The following is a 22,199-nucleotide window of genomic DNA, read 5'->3' as shown; positions in this document are numbered from 1 at the left end:
AATGAGAAAATTTTTAGGATTAGTTGTGTTTGGCCTGATAATGGCGATCGCCTCTGTAGCTGTCGCCGCTCAACCTTTGTTTCTCGCTTATCCTCCCGCCAACCACAAAACTACAGCCGATCGCATCTTTTTAATCGGTACAGCGCCCGCACCGGGACAAGTTTTAGTAAATGGCAACCAAATTTCGCGCACGGCAGTCGGTCATTTCGCCCCGACTTTTCCGCTGCAACTCGGCGAAAATCTCTTTACCTTGCGTTACGAAAATCAGGAAGTCAAAATTAAGGTGACGCGCGAGTCTAATCAGCCGATAGCCCCTGTAGGATTGGCTTTTGCTAAAGATTCCCTGACGCCGAAAGTCGATGTCGCGAGTTTGCCGGGGGAATATATTTGCTTTGGGGCGATCGCACCGGCGAATGCTCAAGTTTCAGTAAAATTGGCGGGAGTTACTATTCCTTTAAAAGCGCGATCGCAAGTGGAACTACCCGATAACAAATCTGTACTGTTAGGTGAAAACTCCCCGATCGAAAAAGGCGGCAGCGAACAGTATCAAGGCTGCGGTAAAACCCCCCCCAACCCCCCCTTGCTAAGGGGGGGCAATGAGTCTAATGCCGCCTTGCCAACGGGGGGCAATGAGTCTAACTCCTCGCTACTAAAAGGAGAAAAAGTGGATTTGGGAGTGCCTGTATTTGAGCTAACAATGAACGGTCAAACTATCAGCCAACAAGGTACTGGCAAGATTTCTATTCTGTCTCCGGCGGATTTAGAAATAGCAGAAGTAACGGCCGATCCGGGTGTTGCCCGAACCGGGGCGAGTACAGATTTTTCTCGGATGACACCGCTGCCGAAGGGAACGCGAGCAACAATTATTGGGCGCGAGGGAGAATGGCTCAGACTTGATTACGGTGCTTGGATTAAAGCATCGGAAGTGCAAATTGTCAAGGATGCAGTGCCTCCGCGATCGATTATTCGCAGCGCGCGATCGCGTCAAGTTTCCGGCTGGACAGAGGTCTTATTTCCCTTAGAAACACCCGTCCCAGTCACCGTGCAGGAAGGAGAACGCACTTTCACCTTAACCCTGTACAATACCACCGCTCAAACTGACATTATTCGCCTCGACGATGACCCGGTAATTTCGCGTTTGGAATGGCAACAAATATCGCCACTGCAAGTACAATACACTTTTAATCTCAAATCGGCCCAACAGTGGGGCTATAAATTGAGATACGACGGCACAACTTTAGTGCTGTCTTTAAAACACCCGCCGGTGAATACAAGCATGATGCCTGTGTCGCAAGCAAAACCGCTGTCGGGAATTAAGATTCTCATCGATCCGGGACACGGCGGGCCGCAGGATGGAGGTGCTGTGAGCCCAGTGGGAATTAGGGAAAAAACAGTAGCTTTAACGGTGTCGAAATTGGTGCAACAGGAATTGGTAAATCGGGGCGCGAATGTGCTAATGACGCGAGTAGAAGATGTCGATTTGGATTTGCCGCCAAGGGTGGAAATGATTCAAAAAGAAGAACCTGCGATCGCAATTTCAATTCACTACAATGCTTTGCCGGATAACGGCGACGCCATTAATACTAAAGGCGTCGGCGCTTTCTGGTTTCACCCGCAAGCGCACAGTTTGGCAATGTTTTTGCACAATTATTTAGTTGCCAAGTTGAACCGTCCGAGCTATGGTGTATTCTGGAACAACTTAGCCATGACTCGTCCTGCAGTTGCTCCATCTGTTTTAATGGAATTGGGATTTATGATCAATCCCGAAGAGTTTGAATGGATTGTGAATCCGACAGAACAGAAGAAGTTAGCCGCGGCGATCGCCCAAGGTGTTACCGAATGGTTTGCCTCTGTCAAATAACAGTTAGTAGTAAGGACTGAAGCCCTTCTCAAAAAAATTATAGTCAGGACTTCAGTTCAGCCAATCCAAGGAAATGAAATAATGCTAATTTTCACTCAATCAAAAGCCTTTTTTATTGCAGCCGTAGTTGCAAGTTTTAGCTTCTCACTTTACAGTTTTCCTGTTTTCGGCAAGCAGCAAAGCCTGGCTCCCGCAAAAGCAGAAGCTTTAAAAAAGCAAACTCAATGCTCGTTTATTACTGGTGAAGGTGGCGCTATTAACATTCGCAAAGGCCCAGGCAATCAGTACCCAGTTGTTGCTAAATTGAAAAGGGGAGACGGAGTTAGGGCTGTCAGCAGACAAGGTAAGTGGGTGAAAATTGCGGCCCGATTTTCGGGTAATCCTCCTAATGAAACTTTGACAATCCTTGACGGTTGGGTGAGCAATCAATTTATTAATGGCTGTTCCGAAGACCAATTTGACAGGTGGCGGAAATAGGGAATTTCGTAGGGGCGGGTTTTACAGACAATATATGTAGGGGCTGGTTTTACAGACAATATATAACGAGTACAAACAATCTATATAAACCCGCCCCCACACCACCAATAACCTACATGAACCTTGATTTCGATCGCAGTAGAAAAACATAGATGGGGATTTACCGTTGGGTGGGGGCGGGTTTACTATATTGTCGATTATTAACAATTATTGTCGGTGAAACCCGCCCCTACGATCGGCGGTTGAAACCGCAACTACACTTGCCTTGCTTCGGCGCAACGCGAGACTTTAAAAAAGGAGATTTAAAACCGGATGTCATGTAAAAAAAGACGATCGCCCTGATTCATTCTTGCATTCTCAACCAGCTAAACACCTGTTCGGCGGTGATATTCAGGGGAATCATTTCGGGCACAGGAACGACATCGCTACCTTCGCAGAATTGCGGTTGTTGGTTGGGCAAAAACGCTAAAATCGATCGATCGTCTGGATCGATTAGCCACCCCAACTGACAATTATGTTGCAGACAGTGAATAATTTTTCTAGTTACGCGATTTGAGCTTTGTTGTGGCGACAGGATTTCGATCGCCCAATACGGCGCAATTCGCACATCATCGACTGGTTCACCGCTCTCATCAAATTGAATTTGTTCCCACAATAGTACCGCAATATCTGGAACAATCGATCGACCGCCAAACGTACACCGCAACTCTGGAAACGCATAAGCTATCTTGGGAGTTTCCGTCACCTGATTAATTTCGTTGCAGGCTTTTAATCGCAATAAGCTATGCTTTGTTTTCGGCAGCGGTTTTTGGATAATCTCCCCCTCAATGTATTCGCTAGCAGGTTTTGTTTCTGGCAGTTTCAGAAATTCTTCAAGGGTGAGACGCCCAGTTGCGATCGTCATAAATAAATTCCTCGATTCTACCTATCTTCACTGTAATCCAAAAAATATTTATTTGGCATAAAAATTTTGTTTAACAGCCTATTTTTGCGGAACAAACTGCTGCTTAAATTCAAATAAATTAGGATTTTCCGGTTCATAAAAAGCCCGTAACCAATGCACATTTGGAGAACCAAAAGTTTCAACTCTAGTAAAATTTTTCATTCTCGGTAATTGAGTCTCATCGGTAAAATATGGTAAAGGTTTATCGATGCGGAAATAGTGAGTATCGCCGTGAACGAATACAACCTGCCCTGGGAAATTGCCTGTTTCTGTTTCCAGAGTTGCGATAAAATCGTTGTAGCCGCTTCTTCTTTTGTCCGTCGGATCGAGTTCAAATCCCGGATTTGCCTGTGCAACTAACACAATTCCTTTGCTGTTGCTGCGTTTGGCTAAAGCAAAACATTCTTTGATCCAGGCTAAGTTAGCCCAATTGCGATCGGCATATTCTGCATCTGCTTCGGGAGTGCGGCCAAAATTGTTGTTGCTTCCCGGCATATTAATCGCGAAAAATACAACGCCATGATAAATCCAGCGAACATTTTCGCGGAATTTAGCAAACTGCGGGTTTTCGCTTTGACGGGTGAGAGTTAAGGTGCGCTTTCCCAAACTTTGATTACCGTTGCTAAATATTTCCCGCAGTTTAGCGAGTCTTTCTACTGGATCGTAACTGCCATTTTTTGAACGGTGGCAATCCGTCCATTCATTGTCACCATAAGCTAGAATAAACGGTATCTCAAAATTGTCAAATAACTGCTTGCGGCTGACAAACGTTGCATCATCGCACACACTAGAACCGTTTTTAATGTCGCCATCGTGGACGACAAACGCTGCGGGCGATCGATTGATATCTGCAATCAAACTCGGAAATTGTGCTTCCTGTTCGGCACTGTAGGGCAAATCGCCAATCAAGGCAAATTCAAAAGGTTTATCGGCCCAACTTTCAGCATAGCTCAAAGTACCTAAACCGATAACAGATGCAAAAATGATAAATCCAATAATCAAATATTTTTTAAACATTCCTTCTCCAGTAGCCAGCAAACCATCGATATCCTAACAAAACTTGTCAACATCTCTGTTTTCTTCTTTTCCTCTGTGTTCTCTGTGCTCTCTGTGGTTCAAAAAAAAAAACTGCATAAATTGCGATTATTAATGATACCATAAACACGATAAATTACTATAGATAAATTATGAAATTTCCCCCGACGCTCTCGGTAATAGCTGCATTGTTAATGGCTAGCTGCAATATCCAAACGCCACAAACCAACACACAGCCTACAGAAAGTCGCTCGCCAATAGCAACCCCTGTTCCCCCCCAACCCAAGTCTGAGATCAAAGAAGCAAAACTAATTGCTGTCGGCGACATCATGATGCACAGTACCCAAACGCGATCGGGCTACGACGCAAAAAAGAAAACATACAATTTTGACACTTTCTTCGCACCAGTTAAAAGTATCCTGTCAACAGGCGATTGGGTGATCGGAAATCTCGAAACACCTTTAGCGGGCTCCGATGCGGGCGGATATACGGGATATCCGCTATTTAACGCACCGGCTCAATTAGCGGATGCTGCTAAAAAAGCCGGATTTAATATCTTGACAACAGCGAACAATCATGCTTTAGATCGTGGAGAAAAAGGGGTAATTAGGACGATCGCCAATCTGAGCGATCGCAAAATTGCTGCCATAGGAACAGCCACATCAGCCGCCGCAGCCGATCGCACTTTTATCAGCACCAAAAACAACATTTCACTAGCCAAGCTAGCCTACACCTACGGCACAAACGGCATTCCCATACCCAAAGGCAAAGATTACTTAGTTTCCCTAATCGACGAAAAAAAGATAGTCAAAGACATAGCCAAAGCCCGCAAACAAGGAGCAGATATTATCGCAATTTCCCTGCATTTTGGCGACGAATATCAGCGCCAGCCAAACCCCCAACAAAAACAATTAGTTGAAAACCTATTAAAAGCCGGTGCAGACATCATTCTAGGCAGCCATCCCCACGTCGTCCAACCTTACAAAATTTTTAATTTTCCCGGCAAAAATGGCAAAACCCGCAAAGCTGTAGCCATTTATTCAATGGGAAACTTCATTTCCGGTCAGAATAAAAAATATACAGACTTAGGCGTGATTTTGCAAGTAAATATTCGCAAAAAATTTCCCGAAAAAACCACAGAAATTACCGATGTAAAAACACATCCTACTTGGGTACACCGCTATACTCAGAACAATAAAACTAACTATCGCGTTTTGCCCTTAGAAACAACTGTCAGCCAGAAAAAAGATGCACTCCTAGCAACTTCGCAGTATCCTGTTTTAGCAAAATATTTGCAGGATATGAACAATCATCTTAATTCTTTAAATAAACCTCAAGATAACAAGTAATCCCTCCCTCAAGCAGGGCAGGGCGGTTTCATTCTCGCGAAAATCCCGATTTTGACTCTTGTAGTGCCAAGAATGCCTACCCCTAGAGACGACTTCACAGGCGTTTGAGACATGGGGGCTGCCACGGGGGGCAGCCCCTACAAGAGAATGAAACAGCCCTGATATCTGCGGTGAAAAAAAGAGAATGTATTAACCGCCCCGGACAAGGGATTGACGCCCATTTACCCAGAGGTCGAGAATAGATAGATGAATAATTTCGATGCTAACAGATTTGATATTACCCGAAATTAGGACACCGGAGTGCCGTTTCCCTACAATCAACCGGGCAATGATTATATCCGATCGCGATCGCCCACAACTGTGCACGATTCTGATGGAGTTCTTCCGTATAATTCTCGCCGTGATAGCCAACTATTCCTGACGCTAAAACACGAGGATCGAAAGTAAACTTGTCCCTCTATTTGAGTACAAGTTTTCACCTTGACTCCAGCCAAGTCTAATAGATAGTCTAAGGATCGCGAATTAAATAACTTATAATTTTAATTGTTATTGTGGGATGGGCGTCCCGCCCGTCCACTCATGACGGGCTATAAGAGCCCATCCGACTTTCAAGAGTGGAAGTTATTTAATTCTCATTCATAAATAAAAATTCATCCCTCTCACTGTATTGATTGCTATATTTTACGCCATAAACTCAGGAGAGCTTTTTCTTCTCCCTCCTGCCTCAAAACTCCAATTCCTAGCTTGGCTGCTTTCATTTAGATTCTCCCTACATATCTTCGGGATCTGGTGCGATCGGGCGCAGTTTTTTTAAAGTCGCATAAATTTTCAGTAAATACCGATCTACACACTCGCCAAACCCAAAGTTAAAATATACCCAATAAAAAATAGCTCCTCCTAGCTGTTTTTTTGTCCAGCTAAATATCAGGGAGTGCATCTACGTGTCAATAAATAAAACGCTCAAAGGCAGAGCCACTACACCTGCCCCAGGTTTTACCATGATTGAGCTATTGATAATTATTTTAATCATAGGAATATTTAGTGCGATCGTCGCCCCCTCTTGGCTAATGTTTATCAACAACCACCGTTTAAAGGTATCGCTCGATCGGGCTTATTGGGCAATGGAACTTGCCCGCAGCAACGCCAAACGATCCAAAATTTCATGGCAAGCCAGCTTCAAACAAGTAGGAGAAAACGTACAAGTAGCAGTCCATCCAGCCGACATTCCCCCAGCCCAAATACCAGCCAGTCAATGGAAAAACCTAGAACCGCAAATTCAAATAGATCCAGATGAAACAACAGTGCTCCAAGTAAATGACAGCAACGAGCAAAAAACAAACGGCACAATCCGGCGCGTCATGTTCAACCACAGAGGTTGCCCCGTATCTCGAAGCGACCACGACTGCACGCTAACGAGTATAAGAGCCAAAGGAACCCTAACACTATATCATCCCAATTTAAGAAACAGCCAACGCTGCATCATCATCTCCACTCTCCTAGGACATAAACGCACCTCCCAAAGACAATCAAAACCCAACGACAACAAAAGATATTGTTACTGACAGGGCGCTCAATTATTTTGGGCTAGGGAAACGGCATTACCGCGTCGTCAATAGCCTTGTTGTCGATGCTTATATTCGATGTCAATTCTTGACGCAATATCTCCGATCTAACTCACGCCCAGAGTACCATTCTCGCTTAACAGGCTTTTCGCCCTGTTCCGCAAAGAGTGAATTTTCTTGTGGAACAGGCAGAAAAGCCTGTTCATAAAAGGCTTATTGAGAATGGTGCAACATCTCAGATACAGCATATTCCAGGTTCATGAAGTACACACAATCTTGTAGTAAGGATCGCGAATTAAATAACTTACAATTTTAATTTTTATTGTGGAATGGGCGTCCCGCCCGTCCAAAAAGGACGGGCGGGACGCCCATCCCACTTTCAAGAGTGGGAGTTATTTAATTCTCATTCCTAAGTAAGGTGCGGATACACCCGTCAATCTGCAAGTTCTATTTAAAAGGTCGCAGATCCGCACCCTACATATTAAAATCACACAACATAAATATAGCGGCTACTTTACTTCATCAACCACCGAATATGCTGTATAATCAACTACTTCTTACTCGGCGCAATTTTCTCAATAGAAATCAGCGCCTCCATCACCGACTCCACAATCGGCGCCGCCACCGTACCCCCCGAAGAACCCTCCTTCGGCTCATCAATCACCGCCAAAACCACATACCGAGGAGCCTCCACAGGCATGATCCCCACAAAGCTAGTAATAATCGCCTTGTCAGAATAACCCCCACCAGCATTAGCTTTTTGAGCCGTGCCCGTTTTTCCAGCAATCCGATACCCAGGAATTTGTGCAGCTTTCCCCGTACCGCCATCAACCACAGTTTCCATCATTTCTAACACCTGCTTAGTAGTTTCCGGCGAAAAAACCTGCTTTGGAACCGGCCTCGGAAGCTTCCAATAAGCTTCACCTTCCCTATCAAAAAGTCCCCGCACAACGTGAGGAGTCACCAACTTGCCACCATTAGCCAAAGCGCCGTTAAGCTGCACCAACTGCATCGGAGTAATCGAAAAACCTTGCCCAAAAGCCGTAGTAGCAACTTCCACAGGAGAGTTAATAAATTGCTCTCGATTTTTAAGTTGACTGCTTACTTCAAAAGGCAAATCAGTTCCCGCCGTTTGTCCGAGTCCAAGTTTTTCTAAAGCTTGATAGTAAAGAGAAGGTTTCATGGTTCTCATCATGTGCACCATCCCCACATTACTAGAATGTTTCAAAATCTCAGTAACAGTCGAAGGGCCGCGCGCGCCTGCTCTTTGGTAATCGGAATTTTGGATAGTCCAAGGATTCATGTAAATCCGACCTTCATCGTTAAACACAGTATTAGGTTTCACCGCACCCGCTTCCAGAGCGATCGCCACATTAATCGCTTTAAAAGTCGAACCAGGCTCATAAACATCAGTTACAGCCCAATTTTTATAGCGCGACAAATCGAAATTAAAATATTGATTCGGGTCATAAGAAGGTTCCGCCACAACTGACAGCAATTCCCCGTTACTGGCATCCATCACAATCACTGTGCCCCGCTTCGCATCGTGTTGCTTCATTTTTTCCTTGAGGGCACTTCGGGCCGCCCGCTGCAAGCGACTGTCGATCGTCAATTGCAATTTCAAGTCATCAAGCTGCACAAATCCCGCCGTCAGCCGATCGGGAACCCAATTCCCATTGCTCGACCTGCTAAACTGAATCGACGGCATCGATCGTTCCAACAAATTCTGCTGGCTGTATTCCACCCCAGCTTGTCCCTTCCGTTCCCCATCCACATAACCGAGGATATCCGCCGCCAACTCCTGCTGTGGGTAAAAACGCTGCTGCTGACGCAGCAACTCCAAGCCATCCACCAGACTCTCTTTAATTTGCATCCCAGCGACGCGATCGGCAACCTCTTGAGGTAGAGACTCCGCAATTGTAATACCGCTTTCAGCAAGATTAAACCTACGTATCAATTCAGTTTCCGACGTAGTGCCCGGAGTCAGTTCGATCGCCAGCATCGGAGCCAACTTAGCAGCAATTTCCGCCTTCGAGTGGTTAAATAACTTCGGGTGAGCGTAGAGCGTGTACACCTGTCTGTCGATCGCCAAAACATTTCCTGCGCGGTCAATTATCGGGCGTCTCGGTACAAACGGCTTCGTTTTGAGAGTTTGCTGCTGAAGAGCTTGTTTACGCAGCGCCGGAGCTCGCGTCACCTGCAAATAAAACAAATTCACAGCCAGCCCCAGCCCCCCCAGCATCAACACCGCCCACACCGCCCACAAACGGAACTTGCTGCGCTTTAAACGCTCCACCGGTCGCCCCCAAGATGCAGCCGTCTGTTGTGGCGATCGGCCGAAACTGCCGGAATCTCTAGGTTTTGCTGATTTTTTCCACCCAGTACGCGCGGCGAAGCTATCCCGTAGGGAATCGCCCGCCTGTTTTGTGCGTTTGAAATTCGGCGATCTGTAGCGGTCAAAACGGGGGTCGTAGCTCATGGCATTAAAAATTCAATAGCAAGTTAGAGCGTTGTATAATTGATAATTTATAACTTAAATCTTAAAATATAAAATTCACGGCTTGGGAATGAGCAGTCCCTATCAGGGTTTGGATCGCACCTAAAGTTGCATTCTGTTTTTTGAAGTGGTCTTAATTATTTTTAATCTGTAACTTCCGGTGGGAAACTGAAAATCGATCGCGACTTGGAAAAAAGTCAAAAAGGAAATTAGAGCCTCAAATTCTCATGCCCTCGGACACTCATGCCCGGAGGGCGCTCTCCGCTTTGACACAGGTTTAATAGCCCAGCGGTGTTTCCACACCGGCTCGATTCTGGAGAGCGGGCTCAGAATTTGGTGCCGCAACGGGCGATCGAGTTTCAGGGGCCGGCTGCAAGAAAATCGTGTCCCCAGGATTCTGCGGAGCCAAACCGGTTTCGGGATTTTGGGCTTCTTTAGCAAGTTGGTGTTTCAAGACTTCACTAGAAGCACTCAATTGTTGTTCCCGGAGGCGCAGAGTTTCCAGTTTTTGATACTCCTGACTCCAGCGCTGCTCGCCGTAAACTGTCAAGCCGTAGAGACTCAGAGCACCGCCCAAAAGCATAACTGCTACCACTGAGGAGGCGCGCTGTGCCTGCAGGAGCGAGCGCAACCACACTGGCTGCTGCTGGCGATTGGGCAAGACTTTCAGCACCGATGCGGACTGCCGAACCTGAGCCTGTTCGTCTGCTGGCGAGTAGTTGGGCAATACCGGCCCTGTCTTCGCCCGCCTAGCTTTGGCAATAGAAGTAACTTTGCTTTTGGCTGGGCCAGCAGCGGGCTTGCGGGTCGATCGGGAGCGGGGAGAATCCGGGGATCTGATAGCAGCGGTCATAAAGTTCACCAATACGTAAAGTGGGGTAGCTTCAGCTTGATTGAGGTTAAGAGTTTTTTGTCTCCCAGAGCGCCAGTAGTGGCTATCTGCGTTCGATCGGTTATCCTTACCAAGGATACCTCACAAGCCAACCAACCCATCCTACCACTGGTCTCTTTGACTTCAGGATTTGCCAAAAAAAAGAAATCTTTGCTGGTTAGCGATAATCTATGTGAAATTTATTAATAAATGCAGTATTGTAATCAACGAGCGAATCGTTGAGCTATTCGTGCCAGCATTGTTTCTCAAGTACACTCTTCCCTTCCTTGCGATGGGTTTTCAATCTTAAGGAGTTTTTATGAACAAAGGATTAATTCGTTTGACTTTGGTCGTGGGCTTGGCAGCAGCCCTCGGCGCCTGCGGAGGAGATACCACCACCCCCAGCTCCCCTAGCCCCTCTCCGGGCGCTGGCACTACTAATCCTCCTGTTTCTTCTCCATCTCCAAAGGCTACTCCAACTACTAGCCCTGCCCCTGCTCCTAAAAAGCCCTAACTAGGGCTATCTCGGAGTTGGTTCCCAACGAGCCTAGCCTCCAGGTGAAAAATCGTTCGCTCCTCGCATTTTTTCATCTCATAGGTCTAGGTCTCAAGTTGGGTGTTAGTGATTCTCTGCTGCTTTTACTAAAGTTCAGTACGTCCCGTTACCGCAGCAAAGTCCGCTGATTCGCTGCGTTACAGGAGCATTCCCTTTCAAGTAGAAAATTTGACCAATAATTTCTTGATGGTACCGGCCACGTGATTTATCCGTGGAATCAATCCAAAATCCTTGCAGCCTCAAGCCCCCGGATTTATCCGTGGTGTCAATTCTTTAATCTAAAATCTAAAATCTAAAATCGAATGACTCCCGGCCTGCACCTTTTGAAACTCAAGCCTGTGACAGGATGTTTGAGGACATTGCCAGTGCTGCTGCTTCAACTGAATATCAACCGGAGGCAAGCGAGACTCGACGCAAATTTTGCACTCTATGGAGTCTCGCTTGCCATCCCCGCCGCTGTGGCCCGCAGACGAGAGGAAAGCAAGCAGAGACTTGGATGCTCGAAGACTGAGTCCTTTAGCTTTGATTCCTCAATACCGAGTTAAGCATCCTTCGCCGTTTGAGCGTATTGCCCAAATTTACGGACTTTGTGGGGAAACCCCGCCTCCGAGATGTGAAAGTCTACCGATCGGGCGATGCTCCCTGCCTGAAAATTCCAGGTAAACTATTAACTGCTCCCCAACACTTACAGGGTTGACCCTCCGGGAGTCGCCAATCGACAAGAGTTTAATAAAAACTCCCGATCACATATAAAAAAATAAGTCAAGGATATTTGGGAAAAAATATAAATTTTTCAATTTGTTTGAACTACCAGCCGGGAAGTCCCTCGGTATATTTAGAGGGGACACATCTGAGCGCTGCGCGAAGTACCCCGTTGGGAATTACGCCCGCGTGATGGAAAGAAGCGTCGGGTGGAGGGACGGAAACCGACAATTAGACTTAGCCACTATGAATTAATCTTCGGAAGTATCTTGATTTTCGATGTACTTCCTAAGTGTTGAAATGGTAATCTTTGGTGTGGCATTTTGGACATACACAAACTATACTATGCAAAGGTCGAAAAAAGAAAGTTAAAAAATGCAACTCACTTACAAATACCGCCTCAAACCCACAAAAGCCCAACTAACAACGATGGTGGCTCACCTAGAGCTCTGTCGTCGGCAGTACAACTACCGACTTGGCGATAGATTTAGGTGGTGGTCAGCCACGAGAACACCTATCAACGCCTGCCCCTTGATTGTTTCGATAGTCCCGATTGAGGAAATTTATCAAAATATTTCTTTGACGAGAGTGCAAACTAGGGATGGTAGAAAAAAGGATGAGTCAGGCAATCCTCTAACCAGGAAAGGTGATGTTTTCTCGAACATTGAAGGCGGATATGTACAGTGGCAAACCATACAACTGGCTGACCTGAAAAACACAAAAAAGTTATTCCCTGATTATAAAGTGTTAGATTCGCAGGTCTTGCAAGATGTCGTCAACAGGGTGGAAACTTCCTTTTCAAATTTCACCACGCCGGACACAAATGGCAATCGTAGAGGCAAGCCCAGATTCAAAGGGCTTCATTACTACAAATCTTTCACTTATCCTCAACTAGACAATCTTGATATTGTCAAGGACGAGGAAAATAGGATTTGTATTGACCTCGCAAAAATAGGTCAAGTACCTATGGTTTTCCACCGTCCAATACCAACAAGGTTCACAGTTAAGACGGGAACAGTTATCAGAGAAGCTGATGGGTGGTATATCTCCCTGACGCTAGAAGATAAAACAGTTCCCGTAACGGTTGCAGAAATTCAACCGACGGTCGAAAATACTGTTGGCATCGATATGGGAATCACTAATTACGTCTATCTTTCCAATGGCGAGAGAGTTGAGAATCCTAGGTTTTTGAGGAATTCTGCCCAGAAATTGGCAAAACTTCAAGCGAAGTTAGCTAATAGAGTCAAGGGTTCTAAGCCTTGGAAGATTATCAAGGACAAGATTTCCCAACTCCATCAGTTTGTAGCTAGATCCCGATTAGATTTTCAGTTTAAAACTGCACATGAGCTATTCGGTAAATGTGAGGTTTTAGTTGTTGAAGACTTGAGTGTCAAAAATTTAACTAGACGTGCCCAGCCCAAGACAGATGTTGAAAATGGTAATTTGGTTTATTTGCCGAACGGTCAGTCAGCTAAAAGTGGCTTGAATAAATCCATGCTTGATGCTGCTCATGGGCAATTCGCCAGCGTCCTAAAATATGTCGCCTGGAAATTGGGTAAAAGCATTTTGTTTGTCTCTCCAAGAGGAACTTCTCAACATTGCTGGAATTGCCTCAACAAAGTACCGAAAGAATTGTCGGAGCGCTGGCATTCTTGTCAATGCGGAGAATCTTTGGATCGAGATAAAAACTCAGCTAAGCTTATAAAGAGAATTGGTCTAAGTTACGAAAGTGGCGGGGGAACTCCGTCACTCAAAAAAGCCTTTGAAAAAAAGGAAAAAGAAGCCGGCGGTCTAACTGTACTCAGTTGACCGTCAGGTTCGTTCACTATTTCTATACTTAGATGTTAGCAGTAAAACCCCAGCTCGGCCGTCGGCAAGGCAACAGCCTGCTGTGTGTGCAAGGACGCGCGCTGGATCTGCAGCAGTCAAGATCGTGCTAATCAGTGGTAGGATCAGCAATCAAAAATGTATCGAAATGTAAAGTGCAGCGCCGCTCTAGGTTTTGAAAGCCATTTAGTTAAAAGATTGAGGTAAGTAGTTTTATGCCCGCGACCGTCCCCTTTGAACAGATTGACCGCATTGTTTGGAATCAGCACCACGATCCATTTGAAGTGCTAGGCCCTCATGCGATCGAAGAAAATGGCAAAAAAGTCTGGGTCGTCCGAGCTTATCTGCCGAATGCGGATGCGGTATCCGTAGTTTTGCCGGAGGCCAGGGCCCAATACCCGATGAAATCAGAGCATCACCCTCACTTTTTTGAATGTACGATCGACACCCCAGAACTAGCAAACTATCAATTGCGGGTCAAAGAAGGGGAACACGAGCGCTTCATCTACGATCCCTACGCCTTTCGATCGCCCAAACTCACAGAATTCGACCAGCACCTATTCTCAGAAGGCAATCATCACCGGATTTATGAAAAATTGGGGGCGCACCTCACCGAAGTAGACGGCATCACAGGAGTATATTTTGCCGTTTGGGCCCCGAATGCCCGCAATGTCTCTGTTTTAGGAGATTTCAACTATTGGGACGGCCGCAAACATCAAATGCGGAAATCGCAAAACGGCATCTGGGAATTATTTATTCCGGGACTATCCGTGGGAACTTCCTACAAATACGAAGTGAAAAACCAAGACGGACATCCCTACGAAAAGTCCGATCCTTACGGTTTCCAGCAAGAAGTGCGGCCCAAAACAGCATCAATTGTCACCGACTTAGATACCTACACTTGGCACGACAGCGCTTGGATCGAAAAGCGGCGGCACACAGACCCACTGACGCAGCCGGTTTCGGTTTACGAATGCCACATCGGTTCTTGGCTGCACGCCGCTACTGACGAACCCGCCGTGCTACCAAATGGGGAAATACAACCCGCCGTGCAGGTTTCGGAACTCAATCCGGGGGCGCGCTTTCTGACTTACCGGGAATTAGCCGATCGGCTGATACCATACGTCAAAGATTTGGGATTCACCCACATCGAAATGCTGCCCATCGCCGAACATCCTTTCGACGGTTCTTGGGGCTATCAAGTCACCGGTTATTTCGCCCCAACTTCCCGCTACGGCACACCTGAAGATTTCATGTATTTTGTTGACCAGTGCCACGCCAACGGCATTGGCGTACTGGTGGACTGGGTACCGGGACATTTCCCCAAAGACGGCCACGGCTTGGCTTTCTTTGATGGAACTCACTTGTACGAACACGCCGACTCCCGCAAGGGCGAACACAAAGAGTGGGGAACCCTAGTATTTAACTACGGCCGCAACGAAGTGCGGAATTTCCTAGTATCAAACGCTCTGTTCTGGTTTGACAAGTACCACATCGACGGGATTCGCGTAGATGCCGTAGCCTCGATGCTTTATTTGGATTACTGTCGCGAACCTGGAGAATGGCTGACCAACCAGTACGGGGGCCGGGAAAATATCGAGGCTGCAGATTTTCTGCGTCAGGCGAATCACGTCATTTTTAGCTATTTCCCAGGTGCGCTGTCGATCGCCGAAGAATCTACCTCTTGGCCGATGGTATCTTGGCCGACCTATGTAGGGGGTTTGGGCTTCAACCTGAAGTGGAACATGGGTTGGATGCACGATATGCTCGACTATTACCACATGGACCCGTGGTTCCGCCAGTTCCACCAGAACAACATAACTTTCAGTATGTGGTACAACCACAGCGAGAATTTCATGCTGGCTTTGTCCCACGATGAAGTAGTGCACGGCAAAGCCCACATCATCGGGAAAATGCCAGGAGACGAATGGCAAAAGTTTGCAAACGTGCGGTGTTTGTTTACTTTTATGTTTACTCATCCCGGAAAGAAAACGATCTTTATGGGGATGGAGTTCGGCCAGTGGCACGAGTGGAACGTTTGGGGGGATTTGCAGTGGCAGTTGCTGCAATTCGAGCCGCACCAAAAGTTGAAGCTGTTTTTTAAAGATTTGAACAATTTGTACCGCAGCGAAACGGCACTTTACAGTCAAGATTTTGCTGAGGATGGGTTTGAGTGGATTGATTGCAGCGACAACCGACACAGTGTCGTGGCATTTGTGCGCCGAGAGAAGGATGGCGACGAGTTTGTGGTGACAGTATGCAATTTTACCCCGCAGCCGCACTCTCACTATCGCGTAGGAGTGCCGGAACCTGGTTTCTATACGGAGTTGTTTAACAGCGACGCGCGGGAATACGGCGGCAGCAATATGGGGAATTTGGGAGGCAAGTGGACTGAGGAGTGGTGGTTCCACAACAGTGCTTATTCGATCGACTTGTGTTTGCCACCTTTGGGGGTGTTGATCTTAAAGCTCGATCGGGCAAAAACAACAGCAAAATCTCAACAGTTTTAAGTTGGGAGTGGTGATAGTTTTGAGTTAAGAATCAAAGCTTTATTAAACCTAAAGCTTTGAGGGTATTTAGAAACCCGGTTTTTTGGACAAACCGGGTTTTTTCTGTTTTGTTGTTGCGAAAAAAGGAAGTTCTGCAACGGATTCGCTTTCTTAGGATTTAAGGAGTTTAATATTAATTCCGGTTGCATCGGAATGATTTAACCGCAGAGTACGCAGAGATCGCAGAGGAAGAGAAGAGAGAGATGAATAATTTCGATGCACAGGGAAAGGATATAATAACTCTTCTAAATACTTAGGCTACCCATCGAGTCCGATCGGCGGGGAACGGCGAGGGTATAAGTTCCAAATACTACCGCTAGGCGAGCGTACCTCTTACCAATTTTTAATTTCGAGTATCGGAAGCGCCAAGATTATAAGAAACTTTTGACTGCTCAACTGTTACTACTTCTGAAAGAGATTGTTCTGTCGCTACCTCTAAAGCTGGCAGTGGTAGATGCTTCATTTCCCAAACTTTCAGCAAAATTAGATATTCATAAAAAGCTTGCAGCGTGCACCAAGCCAATCCCGCTTGGCCGTCAAGAAATCCGCCGAGTAAAATATACATATAGAAAAAGCGCACCACAGGCCGCAAAGGCAAGCGCAAAGAAAAATCTTTCAAAGCGCGGCGCCTTTCCACCTCCGACGCGCCAAACAATAAACCCCACCAATTTACTTGACCCGCTTCTAATTGGCGGAGAGTTTCAGCCGCCTCGTCAGTCGAGTAGCGGTTGTGCTTTTCAATCCAGCGGGAAAGACCTTTGCTGCAAGTATAGTGAGGGTAAGTTTCCTTCAAAAAGTGAGTAGGCCCGTTGCAGACTTCCCGTTCAGTGTGACCGTAATCCGTAAACCACACTCGGTCTTTGCGAAAGAGACGCATTTGATAACGGGGATATTGAGTGCTGCGGCGAATCCAGCGCTCCATAAATATTACTTTTTCAGCTACGTAATAGCCGATATATTCTTGAGTTTCGATCGCCTTTAAGCATTCAGCAAACAGTGCAGGCGTCATCCGCTCGTCAGCTTCGAGGATGTAAACCCATTCGTATTTGCACGGGACTTCTTGGAGCATCCAAGTCCGCTGGCGTCCGTGAGTTTCAAAGCGGTGCTGTACTGTTTGCACGGCATAGTTCTGAACAATCTCAAGGGTGCGATCGGTGCTGAAAGAATCAACTACAATGATATCGTCACAAAGCAGTGCCGATTCAATGCAAGCGGCGATATCAATCTCTTCGTTGTAAGTCAGAATATAAATTGAGAACATTCCCAGCTTTCAGTAAGGGCAAACTATTGGGTAAACAAACTATTTCTCAGGGATGTCTCGACCAGCGCGATCCCTGCCAGCGCCGGTCAATTTTTGCGTCGGCCGAACCGCAGAATTCCCATGCTTCTCAATCCCGTCCAACCAACAGTAATGTAGCCGATCGCTAACAACAAACTGTTGATTCCCGTCTGCAAACTCGAATTTCTCGATCGAGTTCTTAACTCTTTCTCTTTTTGTTGCTTGCGGGTGCGAATCTCGTTGCGAGCTTGAGTGGGAAGTGATTGAGCTTGCTGTTCCAGGAACTTGTCGAGGGCTTTCGGGTCATTTTTCGACTGCTCAAGCACAGCTTTCAATTCCTTGGGAACCTCTGGACTCTTGAGTGCTTCTTGCAGCTTCCCGTCGTCTTCCAGCAGCGCTCCTATCTGGCTGCGACGCTGGCTTTTGAGCTGTTCTACCTGAGCTTTAAATTGAGGGCTTTTAAGTTGTGCCTCAAGTTGACCTTCCGCTTGTCCGGCTTCTTGATCGACTTGAGCCAGAGCATCCTTGAGTTCCAAACGAGTATTGTTGAGGTGAACGGGAACCAGAGATAGGTAAACTAGACCTAACAAGCTGGAAATCAACAGCGCCCAGAATCGCAAGTCCAGCCAAACGTTGCGTCGCTCAATAGAGACTCCACTGCTGCTGTCCACCCAAAAGCCAGTCATCAGGAGGGCGATACCGATCAAAGGAATAATGCCCTTGTCAACTATCTGAGTTGCAGCAGTCAACTGCCAGCCTCGATTGAGAAGGTCTGAAGTTTCTCCCGGCAGCGACAGAACAATGCAGTCAAGCAAAGCAGACAGAATTAAGATAATCCCGACTACTTTGAGAGTTCGAGCAGCTACTGAAGAAAATTGACGGCTATTACTTGCTTTCATAATTCGTGTTAGATAATTCTACACCGTTAGATTCAAGGGGGTAGTTGAGTGGATTTTGTTGAACGAGTTTAGCTATTTTCCACCAAAATAGCTGCTTCGGGTACCGAACTCGACTTTCCTCTGGGTTTTCACAGGCTGCGGTTGCGACCCAAAGGTCGAGTTTCTGCACAGCTATATACAGTTGGACACAGGAGGCTGTGCGCTTCTGGGTTGGCTGTAAAGCTTGGTCAAGATTGCGCCCAGAAACGGCAGCAAGCAACTGCTGGCTTCTTCTATAGTCTGACGAATCCAGCGTAAAGATGAGCTCTGCACGCTTGGGTTCGGTGCTTTTAACTAGCTTTCGCTCGCGCGGCGGTGTCAGAAATTATAGACACAGGAGGAGCGCGTTTCGTTGGGTTTCACCCCCTAGGGCTCTCACTCCCCGATCGCCTGCCCGATGCGGTGGAACTCTCATCCCTTGTCTTATAGTAATTGATATAAGAGAGGGCGGGAATAAATAATTGTTTACCAACCTTTTTTACCTCCAATTACCAACAGCAGGATATGGCAGTTGCCTATAAAATATTAGCTGTTTTTTACCTAGAAATTAGATTTTGAAAAATCTGCTTTAGCCTCGGTAATCTTTAGTTATCTTTTCTGGCTAAAAAGTTACCAATTGCTAATTAACATTTGCTCAAAGGCAACTATTAATTACTGGAAAAATTGAAGGATATATTTTTAAATAACGAAAGTGCAAGGAATCACATTTTTTGGTAGGATAATTTTGATCGCTGTTCAAATTGGGTGGTAAGGACTGCAATGATTTCTGATGTTTATACGTTGAGAGAACTTGAAAGATCGATCGCATCCGATCCGGACAAGTGGCGTCCGCTCGTGTTTACTAACGGGTGCTTCGATATCCTGCACTGCGGTCACGTCCGCTATTTGCAGGCGGCAAAAAATTTGGGGCGATCGCTGGTGGTGGGATTGAATAGCGACGCCAGCGTGCAAGCTATCAAACCGCAGCAGCCGGGATTGCCACCCCGCCCGATCGTACCGGAAAATCAGCGAGCCGAAGTGTTAGCCGCTCTCAAACCAGTAGACGCCGTAGTAATTTTTTCCGAGATTACAGCAACTAAACTGATAAATATCCTGAAGCCTGATATATACGTTAAAGGAGGCGACTATCAAGTCGAAACTCTGCCGGAAGCACCGGCGGTTATCGCCGGAGGTGGCAAGATTTCCTTGATCGAAATAGAAGTTCCGAGTTCTACCAGTGCGATCGTCAAACGCATTTTACAATTAGGTACTTAACCCTCGATCGCAAACAGCAAACAGTGAGCTAAACTCAGAAGTTGCCCCATCAAAAAATGCTAAAGTACGCGCGTGCGAAGCTATCCCGTAGGGAATCGCTCGTACAATTTCATTCCAATTGCTAAGCAGGAGATAATTTTAATGGAACTCACAAGCAATAACACGATCGCGGAAATCCTACAAAGACACAAAGCAGAGTTACTAGCAGACTGGCTCAAAGAACTGCAAAATACCGGGCTGCGGCGGGACGACTTGATGAGAGCCAAAGAATTGCGCTCGGAGTGTCAAGAGTTCCTGCAATTACTCCACATTGCAGTCGGGCACGGTAATTTTAGCGACATCCAGACACCCGAATGGGAAAATATGCGGGTGTTGCTAGCAGAAGTTTCGCGATCTCGTGTTCAGAGAGGCTTTACTCCCTCAGAGATAGCGAGTTTCATTTTATGCTTCAAAAAGCCATTGTTCGATCGGCTTTGTCATGAACTGACACAAAACCGCGACGCACTTGTCGAACAACTTTGGCTTTCCACCAGTTTATTAGACCAGCTTGGCCTGTGGGTGACAGAAATTTTTCTCAAAGCTCGCGAAGAAGTCATCGAACGCCAGCAGCAAGAAATGCTCGAATTGTCAACACCCGTAGTCAAACTTTGGCAAGGCATTCTCGCTTTACCCATGATCGGGACTCTCGACAGCGCCCGCACTCAAATAGTCATGGAAACTCTATTGCAAGAAATCATGGAAACTGGCTCAGAATTTGCGATTTTAGACATTACAGGCGTGCCGACTGTTGACACTTTAGTTGCTCAACATTTATTAAAAACTGTAGCCGCCGCCCGTTTAATGGGTACTGAGTGCATCATCAGTGGCATTCGCCCGCAAATAGCTCAAACCATAGTGCACTTGGGAGTTGACTTGCAGGATATTCTCACAAAAGCTACTTTAGCAGATGCTTTTAAAGTGGCGTTGCAGCGCCAAGGTTTAACTATAAAAAATCTTAAAGAGGAAAGATAAACATATTGCAGTCTGAGATGAAAATTTTAGTAAAGCTTAACACATAGGTGAATTTGTGGAACGAATACCAATCCTTCAAATGGGAGAATTTTTGCTAGTAACAATTCAAGTAGATATGCACGATCGCTTAGCAATGACGCTGCAAGATGACCTGACGAACCGCATCGTCAAAACAGGTGTCAAAGGTGTGTTAATAGAAATTTCTTCCCTCGAAATTGTTGATTCTTTTATCGGTCGCATTATCAACAATATCGCTAGTATGTCGCGAATTTTAGATGCGGAAACGGTTGTGGTCGGGATGCAGCCAGCCGTTGCTATTACGCTCGTTGAGTTGGGGCTTTCCCTGACAGGAGTTCGCACAGCTTTAAGCGTTGAAAAGGGCATGATTTTGTTAAGAAAATCCTTGGGTTGGTCTGTAGACGAGCAAGATTAATTGTCCCCTGACTGAGGCACAGGCAGTCAAGAAACCTTGTTTGTTTGTAGATACCTTGTTGACAAACTGAAGATTTCTTAGGAGAGGGCTTACGCACTCAAGGGAGTTAAATCAAGGGTTTGAGATTCCTGCACTATGTTCTCTTTTGAGAGAAAATCGTAGTAAGTGCGTAAGTCCTATTAGGAGAAACTAAGTTGACCAGCGTAAGTCCTATATTTTGTGGAGAAGTTCTATTTTGGTACAGTAGCCGCTATGTCAAAACGTGAGACACTAGAAATCCGATCGTCATCCGATATAGTCCACGTCCGACAGCAAGTGCGAACTTGGGCTGTAGCAATGGGATTCGGTTTACTAGACCAAACGAAAATCGTTACCGCAGCCAGCGAACTCGCCCGCAATACTGTAGAGTACGGCAAAGGGGGAACTGTAACTCTCGAAACGCTCCAATTAGGAACCCGCAAAGGGCTGAAGCTGATATTTGAAGACAAGGGCCCGGGAATTCCAGACATCGAATTGGCTATGACTGACGGTTATACTTCTAATCACGGTTTGGGTTTGGGGCTCAGTGGTTCCAAGCGGTTGATGCACGAATTTGAGATTGTTTCCAAAGTGGGTAAGGGGACTAAAATTGCGATCGTCCGCTGGCGGTGAACCAGTAATAGGATTTGAGAGTTGAGATTTTTGATTAAACCATTGGGAATGACCGAAAGTATCCAGGATACAAGCCCCCGGATGAATCTCGCGCAAGTTAATGCTTCAATTCTAAAATCTAAAATCTAAAATCTAAAATCTAAAATCGATAGTGGGTAAGGGGACTAAAATTGCGATCGTCCGCTGGCGGTGAGGAGTAAGGAGAGTGGGAGATTGGGAGAGAGTGGAGTCGCGCGCGCTACAAATGACTAATGAGAAACCGGGTTTCTATGAGTTTTGGGTTGGGTAACGAGAAATCTCAGTAGAAACCCGGTTTCTGAGGTCGATCGCGCGCTACAAATGACTAATGAGAAACCGGGTTTCTATGAGTTTTGGGTTGGGTAACGAGAAATCTCAGTAGAAAC

General features: G+C 46.2%; 18 protein-coding genes. 12 read left to right on the top strand and 6 right to left on the bottom strand.

Going from position 1 to position 22,199, the window contains the following annotated elements; all coding sequences use genetic code 11:
• Position 1 precedes the first annotated feature (1 nt).
• The 3 genes from QT973_RS09040 to QT973_RS09030 all read left to right on the top strand — a co-directional run bounded on the left by QT973_RS09040 (position 2) and on the right by QT973_RS09030 (position 2,661).
• Positions 2–1,861: an N-acetylmuramoyl-L-alanine amidase gene (locus QT973_RS09040; protein ID WP_333055777.1), complete on the top strand. Its 1,860-nt coding sequence runs from the start codon at positions 2–4 to the stop codon at positions 1,859–1,861.
• A gap of 81 nt (positions 1,862–1,942) precedes the next feature.
• On the top strand, positions 1,943–2,338 hold the full coding sequence (locus tag QT973_RS09035; RefSeq protein WP_333055776.1) for an SH3 domain-containing protein: 396 nt from the start codon (positions 1,943–1,945) through the stop codon (positions 2,336–2,338).
• A gap of 152 nt (positions 2,339–2,490) precedes the next feature.
• Entirely contained in the window at positions 2,491–2,661 is a 171-nt protein-coding gene (locus QT973_RS09030; protein WP_333055775.1) for a hypothetical protein, read from the top strand.
• Between the two features lie 20 nt (positions 2,662–2,681).
• On the opposite strand, the gene QT973_RS09025 is transcribed toward QT973_RS09030, so the two are convergent.
• Together QT973_RS09025 and QT973_RS09020 are read right to left on the bottom strand one after the other, a co-directional pair.
• The gene (locus tag QT973_RS09025) at positions 2,682–3,242 is read right to left on the bottom strand and encodes a Uma2 family endonuclease (protein WP_333055774.1); all 561 of its coding nucleotides are present in this window, start codon (positions 3,240–3,242) and stop codon (positions 2,682–2,684) included.
• A gap of 78 nt (positions 3,243–3,320) precedes the next feature.
• Positions 3,321–4,298 (bottom strand): hypothetical protein, encoded by a 978-nt coding sequence (locus QT973_RS09020; RefSeq protein ID WP_333264130.1) that lies wholly within the window; start codon positions 4,296–4,298, stop codon positions 3,321–3,323.
• Positions 4,299–4,468: 170 nt separating this feature from the next.
• Between QT973_RS09020 and QT973_RS09015 the strand changes: the two genes are divergently transcribed.
• Together QT973_RS09015 and QT973_RS09010 are read left to right on the top strand one after the other, a co-directional pair.
• Positions 4,469–5,665 (top strand): CapA family protein, encoded by a 1,197-nt coding sequence (locus QT973_RS09015; RefSeq protein WP_333391193.1) that lies wholly within the window; start codon positions 4,469–4,471, stop codon positions 5,663–5,665.
• Positions 5,666–6,663: 998 nt separating this feature from the next.
• Entirely contained in the window at positions 6,664–7,227 is a 564-nt protein-coding gene (locus QT973_RS09010; protein WP_333055770.1) for a transcriptional regulator, read from the top strand.
• A gap of 550 nt (positions 7,228–7,777) precedes the next feature.
• Here the strand turns inward: QT973_RS09010 and QT973_RS09005 are convergent.
• Positions 7,778–9,706, bottom strand: a complete 1,929-nt coding sequence (locus tag QT973_RS09005) for a penicillin-binding protein 2 (RefSeq protein ID WP_333211720.1) — start codon at positions 9,704–9,706, stop codon at positions 7,778–7,780.
• A 295-nt stretch (positions 9,707–10,001) separates the two neighbouring features.
• Positions 10,002–10,577, bottom strand: coding sequence for a hypothetical protein (locus tag QT973_RS09000; protein WP_333055768.1), 576 nt, complete (start codon positions 10,575–10,577; stop codon positions 10,002–10,004).
• 337 nt (positions 10,578–10,914) lie between these two features.
• On the opposite strand from QT973_RS09000, the gene QT973_RS08995 reads away from it, so the two are divergent.
• The 3 genes from QT973_RS08995 (at position 10,915) to glgB (ending at position 16,190) form a co-directional block, all read left to right on the top strand.
• Entirely contained in the window at positions 10,915–11,109 is a 195-nt protein-coding gene (locus tag QT973_RS08995) for a serine protease (protein ID WP_333055767.1), read from the top strand.
• A 1,119-nt stretch (positions 11,110–12,228) separates the two neighbouring features.
• Positions 12,229–13,662, top strand: coding sequence for a transposase (locus QT973_RS08990; protein ID WP_333211716.1), 1,434 nt, complete (start codon positions 12,229–12,231; stop codon positions 13,660–13,662).
• Between the two features lie 233 nt (positions 13,663–13,895).
• Positions 13,896–16,190, top strand: coding sequence for a 1,4-alpha-glucan branching enzyme (gene glgB, locus QT973_RS08985; RefSeq protein ID WP_333055765.1), 2,295 nt, complete (start codon positions 13,896–13,898; stop codon positions 16,188–16,190).
• 382 nt (positions 16,191–16,572) lie between these two features.
• On the opposite strand, the gene QT973_RS08980 is transcribed toward glgB, so the two are convergent.
• Together QT973_RS08980 and hpsJ-B are read right to left on the bottom strand one after the other, a co-directional pair.
• Positions 16,573–17,490 (bottom strand): glycosyltransferase family 2 protein, encoded by a 918-nt coding sequence (locus QT973_RS08980; protein ID WP_333211713.1) that lies wholly within the window; start codon positions 17,488–17,490, stop codon positions 16,573–16,575.
• 86 nt (positions 17,491–17,576) lie between these two features.
• Positions 17,577–18,407: a hormogonium polysaccharide biosynthesis protein HpsJ gene (gene hpsJ-B / locus QT973_RS08975; RefSeq protein WP_333211711.1), complete on the bottom strand. Its 831-nt coding sequence runs from the start codon at positions 18,405–18,407 to the stop codon at positions 17,577–17,579.
• 798 nt (positions 18,408–19,205) lie between these two features.
• Between hpsJ-B and rfaE2 the strand changes: the two genes are divergently transcribed.
• From rfaE2 to QT973_RS08955, 4 genes are all read left to right on the top strand, one after another.
• Positions 19,206–19,700 (top strand): D-glycero-beta-D-manno-heptose 1-phosphate adenylyltransferase, encoded by a 495-nt coding sequence (rfaE2, locus tag QT973_RS08970; protein WP_333056897.1) that lies wholly within the window; start codon positions 19,206–19,208, stop codon positions 19,698–19,700.
• Between the two features lie 141 nt (positions 19,701–19,841).
• On the top strand, positions 19,842–20,711 hold the full coding sequence (locus tag QT973_RS08965; RefSeq protein ID WP_333056896.1) for an STAS domain-containing protein: 870 nt from the start codon (positions 19,842–19,844) through the stop codon (positions 20,709–20,711).
• 55 nt (positions 20,712–20,766) lie between these two features.
• Positions 20,767–21,144 carry an STAS domain-containing protein gene (locus QT973_RS08960; protein ID WP_333056895.1) on the top strand — a complete coding sequence of 126 codons (378 nt, stop codon included), beginning with the start codon at positions 20,767–20,769 and terminating at the stop codon, positions 21,142–21,144.
• A gap of 252 nt (positions 21,145–21,396) precedes the next feature.
• The gene (locus QT973_RS08955) at positions 21,397–21,795 is read left to right on the top strand and encodes an anti-sigma regulatory factor (RefSeq protein ID WP_333264261.1); all 399 of its coding nucleotides are present in this window, start codon (positions 21,397–21,399) and stop codon (positions 21,793–21,795) included.
• Positions 21,796–22,199 lie beyond the last annotated feature (404 nt).

Source organism: Microcoleus sp. Z1_A1 (genome assembly GCF_036700305.1).
Lineage (GTDB): Bacteria > Cyanobacteriota > Cyanobacteriia > Cyanobacteriales > Microcoleaceae > Microcoleus.
Note: the sequence above shows the minus strand (reverse complement) of the source record. Positions and strands in the feature narration are given on the sequence as shown.